This is a genomic window from Gordonia gummivorans (assembly GCF_022513585.1).
Taxonomy (GTDB): Bacteria; Actinomycetota; Actinomycetes; order Mycobacteriales; family Mycobacteriaceae; genus Gordonia.
In genome coordinates, this window is record NZ_JAKWBF010000012.1 from 125078 (window position 1) to 138399 (window position 13322).

The window sequence follows — 13322 nt, forward strand, 5'->3', positions numbered from 1 at the left end:
CGACGCGCGCTGTCCACCACTGGTTGATCTCGACAGGTCCCCTCCTCTCCCTGACGTGCGTTATCGCACAATTGTTCGAGCGTGCGGTAAGCTCGCGCCATGACCGCCGGCATGCAGACGTCGCTGTTCGACGCCGATGAGTCGGCGCCGACCCTGAGAGAACTGCACGGCGCCACACGCCGACGACACCTGTCCGACGGCGCCTGGGTGGACTTACGGCCGGGCTGGGTGGGGTCGTCGGTGCCGCTGTTCGACGCCCTGCACGAGTACGTGCCGTGGCGGGCCGAACGTCGCCGCATGTACGACCGCGTCGTCGACGTGCCGAGGCTCGTCGCGACCTTCCAGGCCGATCAACCCCTGCCCGAGCCGCTGCTCAGCGAGGCCCGGCAGGCGCTCAGCGCCCACTACCGCGACGAGTTACCCGAGGGATTCGCCACCGCCGGGCTGTGTCTCTACCGGGACGGGTCCGACTCGGTGGCCTGGCACGGCGATCGGTTCGGCCGTGGCGCGACGCACGACACCATGGTCGCGATCCTGTCACTCGGTGCGCCGCGAGTCCTCGCGCTGCGGCCACGGACGGGCGGTGCGTCGCTGCGATTCACGTTGTCGTCGGGCGATCTGCTGGTGATGGGCGGCAGCTGCCAGCGGACCTGGGAACATGCAGTTCCCAAGGCTCGCGGAGCCGGCCCGCGGATCAGTGTTCAGTTCCGTCCGCCCGGTGTGTGGTGAACCGAACTGCGGCCGACGTCGACGCGCATGCTTTAATCGAATCGTTATAAACCGACCTGAGAGAGTTCGATGAAGCGCACGTACCTGACTTCGATCACCGCCGCCATGCTTGCCGCATCCGCCATCACCGTCGCCGCCGGATCATCGTCGGCCGACCCGTTCGGCAGCGCGTCAGGAAGCCTGGATTCCGGCAGTGCTGCTCTCGGCTCCTCGAGCAAAAAGCCGCAGCACTACGGCAAGCTGGGTCGTCCCGACGCCCCGAACGGCGTCAAGTCGATCAACGTGTGGGTCTACACGCCCAACAAGACTCCCGAGATCAGCCCGAGCGTGTACCCGCGCAACACCCGCATCGGCGTGAAGTGGAACTCGACCATCGACGCCGGCAATGTCATCGACGGCAACGAGTGCAAGATGTCCGTCGTGCTGTCGGGCCCGAAGATCCCCAAGAAGGCCGCCGTCACCAAAACCGCCGACTGTACGGCGGTGAAGTCGTACCAACTGAAGACCGCGGGCGACTACAAGATCACCGTCACCGACGGCGTCTCGGGTGCGTCGAACTCGATCAAGTTCACGCTGCAGTAAGGGGACCGGAGCGAAACTCGCACTCACAACAGTGCGCGGTGGAGCGCTCTTCGGATCTGCGACCCACCCGCCGACGTTGTCAGCGATCGTAGAGGCGGGAAGAGCGCGATCTCGTCGCAGTAACCGCATTCTTGGCCAGATACCGCCAGCGTGATCGGAAACCGCTGGTGCGCACCGGGTTTCTCACCAGACACGCGGTTTCTGGATCGCGACACGCCGACCACGCGTCTCGGCGGCGGCCTCGGAAACCGTCTCGCCGCACGCGGACGCTTCCCGCTCAAGGGGTGCTCGCGACTATCGATCGGCGCGTTCCGCGGAACGCGCCGCACGCTCGCGGCACCCGCGGAAAGTAGGGGAAGAAAACTCGTCCCCTACCCTTGGAGTTTTCCCCTAGGAATTTCTAGGGGACGACTGTGAACCCCGGGGAAGAAGTTCTTCCCCTATTTTCAGGGACAGAGCACTGCGGCGTTTGCCCAGGTCAGAGCGTCGGTCACCGAACTCTTCGGATCAGCCAGGCCTCAGATCTCGAACGTCACCCCGGTGAGCTTCTCCGACAGCGACCACAGGCCGTAGCGGAAGGCGACGTCGTCGGCCTTCTTGTTGTAGCGCGACCGCCCGGGAGGGCCCTGGAGTCCGAAATACTTTTTCGGGCCGAAGAACTCGCCGGACTTCACGTCGGGAACGGTTGCGGCATAGAGGGTCGGCAACGCGCCGTCGGCCGCCGATTGCGCGATCGGCAATTTGTTACCCAAGCGCGCCAAACGATCGCTGAAGGTCTCCGTGCGACCCTGCAATTCGGTTGCGGCGTAACCCGGATGGGCGATGAGTGACTTCACCGGCGAGCCGCTCGCCGACAGCCGCGCGGCCAGTTCCTTGCCGAACATAAGGTTGGCCATCTTGGAGTCGCCGTAGGCCTGCCAACGCTTGTAGCGCCGCTTCTCCCAGTTGAGATCACCGAGGTCGATGCGGCCGATCTGGTGGGCACCTGACGACAAGGTGACGACGCGATCGGCGATCTTGGGCAACACCAGGCCGGTGAGCGCGAAATGCCCGAGATGGTTTGTGCCGATCTGCATTTCGAAGCCATCGGCGGTCCGACTCAGCGGCACAGCCATGAGGCCGGCGTTGTTGACGAGGACGTCCGCGCCGTCGAAGGCGTCGGCGAACGCGCGCACGGATTTCAGATCGGCGAGGTCGAGTTGGGCGACGGTGGCCTTGGACCCCAACTCGGCTGCGACCACGTCGGCCTTGGCGGTGTTGCGGCAGGCCAGGATCACCTCGGCACCCGCGCGGACCAAGGCCTTCGCGGTCTGCGCACCCAGCCCGCTGTTGGCGCCGGTGACCACAAACTTGCGTCCCGTCTGATCCTCGATGTCCGCACTCGCCCAGTCACTCACGTGCAATCCTCCCGGTTGTGGTGTTTCCCACGCTGTTGACGAGACCGCGCCGCGTCAACGACGCAACCTGCGTCACCAGCCGATCATGTTGAGCGGCAATCGCAATGGGTTGGTGCCGACCAGTCGTCGGGCCGGTTTCAACAGCCCGGAGAACAGGCCGGGTGACGGCGTGCGCGCCACCACCTCGACCGGCGCGAAGCATTCGGTGGGTTCGGTCCGGCCGCGCACCACACGTGTGCCGAGCAACTGCCACTGCTGCGCTTCGGCGCCCGCCGTGTGCACCGCCGCACCGCTGGCCAGTACCGAGATACGACCGGTCTTGGCCATGTCGGCGAGCCGGGCGCACTCGTTGACCGGGTCGCCGATCACGGTGTACTCGTAGCGCTGCTCGGCGCCGATGTTCCCGGCGAACGCCTCGCCGTAGGACACCCCGATCCCCCAGCCGATGTCGAGGTTCTCGGCGAGACGGTCGGTGAGGTCGCGCGCCGCCGCGAGTGCCGCGGCCGCCGGATTGCTGATGTCGACGGGAGCACCGAACACAGCAAGTGCGGCATCACCCTCGAACTTGTTGACGAAACCCGAATGTTGGTCGACGACGTCGGCGACGATTCCGAAGAACGAGTTGAGCAGGCGGGCGGTGTCGTCGGGTCCCCGTTCGGCCGCGATCGCCGTGGAGCCGACGATGTCCACGAAGAGCACTCCCACGTACGCCTTGGTGCCGTGCAATCCGAGTCCGCGTTCCATCGCGAGTTCGGCGACCGTGCCGCCGACGTGCCGTGCGAAGATCTCGCGCATCCGGTCCCGCTCCTCGAGACCGTCCACCATCTCGTTGAAACCATGTTGCAGCACACCGAGTTCCGACGAGTCGTACACCGGGACCCGCGCGTTGAGGTCGCCGCGATCGACACGTTCCACGGCCCGGCGCATCTCGGTCAGCGGATCGGTGATGGCCTTGCCGACCAAGAAGATCACGCGCGCACCGGCCAGCAGTCCGACGATGGCCAGCACCACCGTCGTCCAGTCGACCGCCCCTTGCACGTCGGGCAGCATTCCGGTCCAGCGTCCGACATTCACGACCAGCAGCCCGACCATCGGGACCGCCGAACTGACCGCCCACACCGCCAGCATCCGGCCGCGAACACCGTGCAAGACGTGGATGGCGGGGAAATCGTGGAGCGCGGCAACCGACATCGGACGCGCGGCACGCTCGGCGAACAGATACGTGAGGCAACCGCTGGAACAGCCGGCCATCGTGAATGCCACCGCCACCCCGGACAACGTCTTGACGGTGAGGTCGTCGGCCGCAAGCGCGTAACAGATCACCGCCGCGCTCCACGCGACCATCGTGCCGAAGACCTGATGACGTGGAATGCGCTGCACCGCCCGACGCCGATCATGGTCGGCCGGTGCGCAGCTGATGAACCACTGCAACTGCGGGCGCAACACTGCCACGCCGAGCACCACGTTGATGACCATGCCGACCACCACGGCGAAGATCACCGCGGGGAAATTGGGTGCCCCGAGCGTGGTTTCGAAGGTCAGTTGCCCGCCGTTGTAGGCGAGTTGCACAAGCAGGAAGGTCTCGAGGCCGATCAGAGCGTTGCTGCCCACGATCGCCAACACCGCCACCACCACGGCATAGCGTGCGATTCGCGTGCGCATGACCGGCCCGATGCGCGCCCAGCCTCGTGGCGTCGACACCTTGTCGAGACCCCAGGCGAGGGAGGCACGACGACGACGCAGACGCGTCCAGAACCCACGAGCGCGTCTCCCGCGCGTTCGTGTCATCGCTGCTCCTACCTTTCACTGGTAGTCGCAGCGTACCGAGCGCGATGCAGATCAGACAGCGCCATACGGCCCAAGACGACGAGGCCGGCTCCGCGGGGATGTTCGCGGTGCCGGCCTCGTACTTATCGGCGATGTCGACAGGTCATGCCGACAAAGCCGAGCCAGGTGGGATCAGGCGGCGGGCTGGCCTGCCTCGATCTCCAGGGTGATGGTGACCTTGTCACCGACGACAACGCCGCCACCCTCGAGCGGCATCTCGATGTCGATGCCGAAGTCCTTGCGGTTGATGACGGTCTTGGCCTCGAAGCCCGCGACCGGGCCCTGTCCCATGCCGGGGTTCACGCCGTTGAACTCGAGTTCGAGCTCGACCGGCTTGGTGACGCCCTTGAGGGTGAAGTCGCCGGTCAGGACGTAATCATCGCCCTTGGGAGCAACGCCGGTGGACACGAAAGTTGCCGTCGGGAACTTCTCCGCGTCGAAGAAGTCGGCCGAACGGATGTGGCCGTCGCGCTGGTCGTTGCCGGTGCTGATGGAGGTGACGTCGATCTCGGCCTGCACCGACGGGGTGCCGTCCTCGGCGACGGTGATGGTGCCGCTGAAGGTGCCGAACTTGCCGCGGACCTTGCTCACCATGAGGTGCTTCACAGAGAAGCCGACGGTGGAGTGGACAGGGTCGATCTTCCAGGTGCCGGCTGCGATCGGAGCGGTGACGGTTGCTGCAGTCATTGTGGTTCTCCTTGAGGTCTGTCAGGTCTGTGGACCGTCTCGGCCCATCACCACTCTAAACGGACCGCGGTCCGATTCGATTCCAGGTCCGTGAAAAGAGTTGATGTGATCCGCACCACAGTCGGCGTTGCGCGCCTATGACCAGGCGAAAACGGGTTGTTCGAAACCATCGACGCGAGTGTGGCGCTCCCGCAGGACCACCTCGGCGAACTGATAGATGACCGCGGCGGTCGGCGCATGAACCAGTGCCCCGACTATCGGCAGCTGAATCACCGGCCGCGGCGACTGCGGAATCGTCAAGAAACGCGGTTCGACGCCGAGTTCGTCGAACGTCACGAAGAAGATCTGGGCCACCTCGTCCGGGTTGGGCACCGGTTCGAACGCGTCGTCGGCCCAGCAGACGATCGGCGTCATCACGAAACCCGACCGCGTCCGGTAGTCGTCGAGCAAGCCGATCACCGACGACGCGTCGAGCTCGATGCCCAGTTCCTCGTGCAACTCCCGCAACCCGGCGGTGATCGCGTCCTCACCGGGATCGAGCCGGCCGCCGGGCAGGGCGTACTGCGCGGCATGGCGTCGCATGGTGGCGGGTCGCTTCATCAGCCAGATGCCCTGCGCACCATCCCGTTCGGCGATGACCACCGCAACCGCGGCCGGCCGGGTGTCGGCGGCAGGAGCGGGTCGGCGTTCGAAGCCAGCCATGCGAGCGGTCACTTGGGCACGGTCGAGGTGGTCCATTCCTTCAGTTGATCACGTGCTGGTCGGTGCGTCACATGTGCACGTTGTCGTGGTCGCCGGCCGCGGTGACAACCTGCGCCTGCGACAGGTGATAGGCGATCACACTCAGCGCGAACAGACCCAGCGCCAGGTTCGCCAGCGCGCCGAAACCCTCGAGCGCGAAGTCGACGAGCGCATTGGACAACGTGAACACCAGTGCACCGAGCCGCAGGGAGCGCAGCGGCCACAGCGTTGCGCCACGTCGGCGTGCGATCATCGCGGGCAGCGTCAGTGCGAGAGTGATCACGCCACTGATCAGCAGAATCCACGTCGCGATGTGACTACGGCTCAATTCGAGGTAGATGTCCACGTCGCCCCGTCGACCCTCGTGGAAGTAGAAGCTCAACGTGCCGGCGACGACCGTGACCGCCGACAGGAACGCCAGCCCCCAGCCGACGATCGAGACCCAGCGCGGACTCCGCAGGAACCCGGGCACCAGCCGGATCGCTCGATCGCGCCACTGCATCAACCGGTCCGGGGTGTCGGCGCTCGACGCGAGCACGCCCCGGATGTTCGCGACCAGCGCGGGATCGCCCCCACGATCTTCGGCAAAGCTCAGCAGTTCGGTCGCCTGTTCGCGTCGTCGGGCCGGAAGTCCGTGCGCCACACCGTCGGCCGCGATCGACGCCGCGTTGGCGAGCGCCTCGGCCGTGGTGGGTTTGCGGACATCGCGCACGATCCGGCTGATCAGCAGGATGAGCACGACGAGGATGTACATGATCTCGGCCGACGGGCCGTAGAAGTAGTCGTTGTCCCGGGTGACGAACTTGCCCACCTCGTCGAGGAACAGTCCGAATCCGATGCCGCCCATGATCACCGCGACCACACGTGGCACTGCACCGAGGAACAACCACCCGGTGATCAGCGCGAGCATCATGAGCGCGCCGCCCCACAGCGCGTGGGCTATGTGCAGATTGCCGCCGCCGACCTGGGGATATCCCGTCAACGCGAGGTAGGCGCGGGTCACCAGGATGGTCGTGATGGCGACGATGAGGAACCACTCGACCGCCACCGCACCGTAGGCGCTGCGCACCAGGACAGCGGTCGGACGAACCGGCGCGACCCGACCGGTTGCGGGCGTGGGTGGCGTCATGGCGATCAGTAGGGCGTCGGGATTCGACGGAGCTCGAGATCGGGACTCTGATACTTCCCGGTTTTGCGTTTCGGCAGTTCGATGTCGGGCTTCGCGAGCGGCGTGTAGGGAATCTGCCCGAGCAGGTGCGTGATCACGTTGAGACGACCCCGCTTCTTGTCGTCGGTGTTGACCACATACCAAGGCGCCCAACCGGTGTCGGTGAAACGGAACATGTCGTCGCGCGCCCGCGAGTAGTCGTCCCAGTGGGTGTAGGACTTGAGGTCCATGGGCGACAGCTTCCAATACTTGCGAGGGTCGTCGATGCGGCTCTGCAACCGGAGGGTCTGCTGGTCCTCACTCACCTCGAGCCAGTACTTGAGGAGGATGACACCGGAGGCGACCACAGCTCGCTCGAATGCTGGTGCGTCGGTGAGGAATTGCTGCGTCTGCTCCGGCGTGCAGAACCCCATCACCTTCTCCACCCCCGCCCGGTTGTACCAACTGCGGTCGAAGATGACGACCTCACCGCCGGCGGGCAGGTGCTTGACGTAGCGCTGGATGTACATCTGCGACTTCTCGCGGTCGGTCGGCGCGGGTAACGCGACCACCCGGAAGACCCGTGGGCTCACCCGCTGGGTGAGGGCCTTGATGACGCCGCCCTTGCCTGCCGTGTCGCGGCCCTCGAAGACGATGCACACCTTGGCGCCCGTCGATCGCACCCACTCCTGCAGCGCAACGAGTTCCGCGTGCAGCTTCTTGAGCTCCGGCAGATACTCCTTGTTCTTCATGGGACCCGGAACTCCGGGTTCGTCGTCGTGGCTCTTGTCGCTCTTCTTCTTGCCCACTGCGAATCCTCACCATTGCGAATCGTCTCTGCCGGATTCCGTGAACTTTACGACGTCGCCGTCGACCGGCGCGGGACTGTGGCCGTGTCGTCACCTGACCGATCCGTGAGCTTGGTTTCTCGATCACCACACAACGCGTGTTGTTCGGATTCGCCTCATGTATCCCGCGGTGCAGCGGCCGGGCCTGGATACCGCACTCCGTCAACCGCCCCGGCGGAGACCCAGAAACGACAAAACCACCTGTTACCAGGTGGTTTTGTGGTGGCCAGGGCCGGGATCGAACCGGCGACCTTCCGCTTTTCAGAGGGTTGTTAATACCTGGCAACCCTGGTTTCACAGGTCAGATCGGACAGATTGGGTGGGTCGTGCGCAATCCGCACCGTCTGTCCAAAGCGTTGGCCCCGTAGAGGCCCCATAGCTTCTCCCGCAACTCCCGACAAGAAACCCCCGCGCCAGTTGCAGCTGGCCGGGGGCTCGGGAGACGCAAGTGTCCACACACGTCCACGCGCAATCATCCGCTGCTCAGCGTAGCGGCACCCGGCAGCGCCCCGCTACCGCCACGATTGGCTCCGGGGTACCCACGTCGGGTCAGTCGACGTTATTCGAGGTCGGGGCGGGCCAGACCGGCGCGAAGCCCCGCAGCGAGCACGGCGAGGTACGAGCCGCGCGCAGCGAAGGGGGCGGCGCAGCCGCCGCCGGTCCCGCCCCGACCGGAGGGTCCCGGAACGTTCGTACCCATACGCGGACAATGTTTCCGGGCCGCGGGGACGTGCGCGGCCGTCGGCCGCGCACGCGAGGTAATCAGCAGCGGCAACAGGCGGGCACGCGGAAGCGTGCTGTTTCACGTGCTGATGCCCGAACTGAGCGTGGCCGCGCCCGGGAGGTTGCGCGGACTGTCACGACACTGGAGCGGGTGCGGCAGTGTGGTCGGCCATTCCCGCACGGCGTGGCGTTCAAGCAGACGGCGTCCGGGTCGTGCTCCGTCGCGGGAGTGAGTACTTGCGGCTCGGTGTGGGCGTGCCCAGTCTGTGCACATAAAATCGCCGTCAAGCGCGCCATGGACCTCGGGCGGGGCATCGCGCGTTGGGTGGCCGCCGGGAACTCGGTGGTCATGGTCACCTTTACGGTGCAACACAAGAGGTCTGACGCGCTTGCCGACGTGTGGCAAGCGCTTTTGACGGCGCAGCGGTATGTCGTGTCCGGCCGGCAGTGGCAGAGCGACCAAGCCGAGTACGCCATTCGCGGGTATCACCGGACGACTGAATGCACTTTCACCTGGGAAAACGGCTGGCACCCGCACTACCACACACTGCTCTTCCTTCAGGGTCCGGCGCCGTCCGCGGCACGACTGTCCGAACTGAAGTCGAGGCTGTTCAAGCGGTGGAGTTTAGGCTTGCAGCGGTGGAGCGCGCGCCTGGAGCGTGAAGCGTTTCGTACGGGCTGGCAGCACGGGATCGACATCCGACCGATGAAACTCGAAAACGTGGAGGCGTTCGAAGGGGATGTCGAGCGCGCACTGCTCGAAAGCCCTTCGCTCGCCGACTATCTTCTGAAATCGGGCGCCAGGAGCGCCGCCCAACTGGGTGACGGTAGGCGCATGGCTCTGGAAGCCCTCGCGCACACCGGGAAAGAGTCGCAGGGCGGATTCACACCATTCGGCTTGCTCGGTGCACTTGCCGAACTCGAGGATGCGGCTGCTGCCGACAGACGGCTTGGCATCAGCTCAAGCGATGAGCTGGTCCGCATGCAAAGCTGGCTGGCTGCTCGTTGGCAGGAGTGGGAGCGCTTTAGCGAGCGCAAGCGGCAAGTGACGATGTCCCGTTCCTGCCGCCGGACCGGAAAGGTGGGCCTTGTAGAGCTGTTGGAGTTGACGACGCCGGATGTCGACGATGATGTTCTCGCGGCGGAGGACGACATCGATGATGTCGAGGTTGTGGCGGTGATGTCGGCTGGGGATGCACGTCAAGCTTCGGCGCGGGGGTCGAGTGTCGAAGCGATTGCGGCGATCGTGGAGCGTGATGGCATTGCGGCAGCTTCGGAGCACTGCCGCGCTCTCGGGGTGGAGCTGCGCGTCGATGTCGCGTCGTTGGGATTGTGGGAACACGAGGAAGAGAAGCTGCGGCGTGCGAATCGCGTGCGTGCGCAGGCGCGTTCAGGCTAGTTGCAGACGCGGGACGCCCGGTCAGGGAAGGTTGAATGAGAAGGGAGCAGGCTGTGCAATGCTCGTCGATCGATCACGAGACTTGACACGAACACCCTGAAAGGTGGTGGCCACGAGCCTTTTTCGTACTTGTCTAGTAAACAGGCGATGTCGGTCATGTGTGCTTCAATGTGTTCTGTCGGCCAGTACAGTCGACCCGAAGGCCCTTAAGGAGCGGCGATGTCGACCACTACACCTGATCTCAATGCGGAGGCGCAGTACCTGTTCGAGCGGGAGAGGTGTCTACTGCCTATCAGGCTCTCGATCGCCCTGGACGGCGAAATCTGTGTCGAGTCAACGGCTTTTCCTTTGTCGGTTGATCAGCGCAGCACGATTGTCGCGGATGCACACTGGGAGCTAGCACCCGCATCAGCCTCCGCAGTCGACAAGTTCCTCGACGAGAATGGACGCCATTTCGAGGCCATCATCACCGCAGTCAGCAACAATCGAGTCGGGAAGTTGGAACCGGAGGATGAGGTGGCGGCTGATGCCGCCTACGATGCGATTGAGGTATCGGTGGCAGCGTTCGAGGGCGATGCAAGCACCGCGACAGCAACCGACCAATACGATTCATCGGCCATCTCGGCTGATACGACCGACGCAGAAATCGAGGACGAAGCGCGCGCGCAGCAGACGGACCTGTGGGACACCTGTGGCTGGCTCGTCGTCGGCATCGCCGATGCTCTGCGTGACGATCGCGACTTGAAACGTGAAGAGCGCGCGCATGACGCCTGAAGTATCCCGCTCGTATGTGCTTCCGTCGCACGCGAACACCCGAAAGACGGATGCAATTCGGGAACTTCTACCGCACTGGCGGCGCGGGCTGATCCACGCTCAGGTAATCCAATCCCGTCGTATGCGGGAAGGTAGACGACTAGGATATATCAAGACCAGCGCGATGCCAGGGTATTTGTCGCAGCGACAGTGGAAATCGGTGGTCAATCAGGTGAATGCGGCCCTGCGATCGTGGCAGGCGCGCATGACCAGCGCGATGAAGGCGCCGATTGCTGCGATCCCTGACCTCACCGACGCGCAACGGCGAGCCCTATACAAAGCTAATCTGCGGCATGAGTGGTGGGCCAACGCAGCTCTTGAGCCGCTTGTTATTGATCTGATGCGGTCGTCTCTCCCGCTCCCGAATTTTGCCAGTTGTCGAACCATGGCGATGGATGCGTCTTGCGTCACGCTTGAAGCGGCTGAATCAGGATCGCCCCACGCGGTGTGGGCGCGGATCAGTCGACGGCCCGGCGAAGGGACGCTCCTCATCCCACTCGGCCGCAATCGTCACGAATCCACTGCGCCCGGAGAGCGCAGGAACTTCCTGCAGGTCACGGTCAGTGATCGCGATGTGATCTATCGGGTGGTGCGCAATCGCGCCAAGGCCAAGATCCGGCGTCCCAAGGACCCGAAAGTGCTGGGAGTCGACTGGGGCATGTGCAGTATGGCGTCCACCAGCGATGGGCGTCGACTTGGCACTGCCGTGTATACCTGGCTGGTAGCTCGCGACCAACAGCTGATGGCTCTCGAAGCTGCACTACGTCGGCAGGGCGTCCGACCGACAGATAGCCGCCGCTATCGCCGGTTCCAGGGCCGCATCCGTGAGTACGTGCGCAATGAGGTTGGGCGGATCATCAACCGGCTCGTGCGCGACCCGCAGCTTGCTGAGATCGTCGTCGAAGACCTCGATTTTCGTTCGCCCAAGCTGTCGAAACGGATGAACCGTCTGATAACACGGGCTGGCCGAGGTGCGTGGTCGGCGAAACTTGCTTCACTAGAGGCAGATACAGGCGTGAGCGTCACAGCTGTCCATGCCGCTTACACCTCGCGTGCATGCAGCGGTTGCGGCTACGTCGACAAACGGAATCGACCTAGCCAAGCGAAGTTTCGGTGCGCGTTCTGCGGACGAGTCTTGAATGCCGACATCAATGGGGCCAGGGCCATCAGGCAGCGACGTTCGCTGTCGGGTATTGGTCCCGCGATGCCCAGGCATCAGGTTCTCGCTCAGATTGACGAGGAGTTCCTACGCCGTTGGCGTACCGACCCTCGCCAGCTGCGCGAGCGACCCCTACGCCCTTCGAGGCGGGCTAACGGGGCCAGGCTGGCCCCGGTTAATGGCGATTCCGGCGTCATTGCCGAAGAGCCGAGCCTCGGTGTGGAAACTTTCTCTCGCGATACTGGGTGAGGTGGGGTATTGTTCATCTACATAGTCGCCCGCTGTCCCCAGGTCCTGGGGATTGGCGGGTCTTTTCCTGACCCAGATGTGAGGCAAAGTTGGCCCGCCGGTCACTGCGCTAGCTCTTCGCGAGCAACCACCGTGTCGTACAATCCGAAGTGGCGCAAACCTTCGTGACTTTCAATTCCGGTATACGACAACGACGCATCTTCGTAGCGGCGGAAGGAAAAAACTGCCTGATTCATGTGAGTGCTATTGAACACGTTGAGAGAGACCAGTAGACCGAAGTCATCCACAGTTAAGCCGGTGACCGCCTTGAAGAGTTCCGGTTCGAGCTTGGTAATGACGTCTTTGAGCGTGTTCTCGCGAAAGTCTGTGAGATACATGAATGCTGGGATGCGAGTCGCGAACTTGACTAACTTCTCCTGAATCATCTTTCGCTTTGATCTATACTCCCTTTCCTCCGCGGACAGCTCCTTCTTCTCTTTCGGGGTGATGTCTTCCCCCTTCTCTTTTTTGGCCTCCTTCACCTGCTCACTCTTGTTGATGACCGTCTCGAAGACGTCACTTCCAAGCGCCCGAAAACCCTCAATCTTCATGATCGCTTCTAGCGCCTGCTCATTCGCGATGATCTTGCGCAATGTCTCGTTGTCAACGTTTACCAGCAGAGCGGATTCCCATTTGCGCGCGAGCAATGTGGCGGACGTGCCAGCCATCGCCCAATCAAGGATCTCACCCGCGTCGATCTGCGCCATGTGAGAACCGTCGTAGGCCAGCACTGGAAGGAACCCAACCAGCTCCTCGACAGCATCTTCTGGATTGGATTCCTCGGGAGCAAGTCCAATCCCATACTCGGCGATCTGGCGAAGCGCGCGTGTGGGTGCGAAGTCGAACACGAAGCACGCCGGCTTGAGCACTTGTTCTTCGTTCGGAGTGTCGCCGTTGGGATTCCTGATCGACCATGGTGACTGGACTCGGAATGCCGCCTGGAAGTAGGTTTCCGGCGAGTTCAGGTTTCGCAGCATTAACA

12 protein-coding genes and 1 pseudogene are annotated in these 13322 nt (G+C 63.8%); 5 read left to right on the forward strand and 8 right to left on the reverse strand.

Going from position 1 to position 13322, the window contains the following annotated elements; translation table 11 throughout:
* Window positions 1-99: 99 nt before the first annotated feature.
* Window positions 100-729 carry an alpha-ketoglutarate-dependent dioxygenase AlkB gene (locus tag MKW15_RS11310; protein ID WP_240857717.1) on the forward strand — a complete coding sequence of 210 codons (630 nt, stop codon included), beginning with the start codon at window positions 100-102 and terminating at the stop codon, window positions 727-729.
* 69 nt (window positions 730-798) lie between these two features.
* On the forward strand, window positions 799-1311 hold the full coding sequence (locus MKW15_RS11315) for a hypothetical protein (RefSeq protein ID WP_240857718.1): 513 nt from the start codon (window positions 799-801) through the stop codon (window positions 1309-1311).
* Between the two features lie 518 nt (window positions 1312-1829).
* Here MKW15_RS11315 and MKW15_RS11320 read toward each other — a convergent pair.
* The 7 genes from MKW15_RS11320 to MKW15_RS11350 form a co-directional block, all read right to left on the reverse strand.
* Complete coding sequence (locus MKW15_RS11320) at window positions 1830-2708, reverse strand: oxidoreductase (protein WP_240857719.1); 879 nt, start codon at window positions 2706-2708, stop codon at window positions 1830-1832.
* 72 nt (window positions 2709-2780) lie between these two features.
* Entirely contained in the window at window positions 2781-4496 is a 1716-nt protein-coding gene (locus MKW15_RS11325; RefSeq protein ID WP_240857720.1) for an adenylate/guanylate cyclase domain-containing protein, read from the reverse strand.
* 171 nt (window positions 4497-4667) lie between these two features.
* Window positions 4668-5222 carry a YceI family protein gene (locus MKW15_RS11330; RefSeq protein WP_240857721.1) on the reverse strand — a complete coding sequence of 185 codons (555 nt, stop codon included), beginning with the start codon at window positions 5220-5222 and terminating at the stop codon, window positions 4668-4670.
* Window positions 5223-5357: 135 nt separating this feature from the next.
* The gene (locus MKW15_RS11335) at window positions 5358-5960 is read right to left on the reverse strand and encodes an NUDIX hydrolase (protein WP_374246949.1); all 603 of its coding nucleotides are present in this window, start codon (window positions 5958-5960) and stop codon (window positions 5358-5360) included.
* A gap of 31 nt (window positions 5961-5991) precedes the next feature.
* Complete coding sequence (locus MKW15_RS11340) at window positions 5992-7092, reverse strand: hypothetical protein (RefSeq protein ID WP_240857723.1); 1101 nt, start codon at window positions 7090-7092, stop codon at window positions 5992-5994.
* A gap of 5 nt (window positions 7093-7097) precedes the next feature.
* Window positions 7098-7919: a polyphosphate kinase 2 gene (gene ppk2, locus MKW15_RS11345; RefSeq protein WP_374246951.1), complete on the reverse strand. Its 822-nt coding sequence runs from the start codon at window positions 7917-7919 to the stop codon at window positions 7098-7100.
* A gap of 598 nt (window positions 7920-8517) precedes the next feature.
* A complete protein-coding gene (locus MKW15_RS11350) occupies window positions 8518-8658 on the reverse strand; it encodes a hypothetical protein (protein ID WP_240857724.1) in 141 nt (46 codons plus the stop codon).
* A gap of 207 nt (window positions 8659-8865) precedes the next feature.
* Here MKW15_RS11350 and MKW15_RS11355 point away from each other — a divergent pair, with 207 nt between their 5' ends.
* From MKW15_RS11355 to MKW15_RS24555, 3 genes are all read left to right on the forward strand, one after another.
* Window positions 8866-10080, forward strand: coding sequence for a protein rep (locus MKW15_RS11355; protein ID WP_240857725.1), 1215 nt, complete (start codon window positions 8866-8868; stop codon window positions 10078-10080).
* Window positions 10081-10299: 219 nt separating this feature from the next.
* Complete coding sequence (locus MKW15_RS11360; RefSeq protein WP_240857726.1) at window positions 10300-10854, forward strand: hypothetical protein; 555 nt, start codon at window positions 10300-10302, stop codon at window positions 10852-10854.
* 199 nt (window positions 10855-11053) lie between these two features.
* Complete coding sequence (locus tag MKW15_RS24555) at window positions 11054-12301, forward strand: transposase (RefSeq protein WP_240857727.1); 1248 nt, start codon at window positions 11054-11056, stop codon at window positions 12299-12301.
* 101 nt (window positions 12302-12402) lie between these two features.
* On the opposite strand, the pseudogene MKW15_RS11370 reads toward MKW15_RS24555, so the two are convergent.
* Window positions 12403-13322: pseudogene (locus tag MKW15_RS11370) on the reverse strand (restriction endonuclease); the annotation flags it as partial.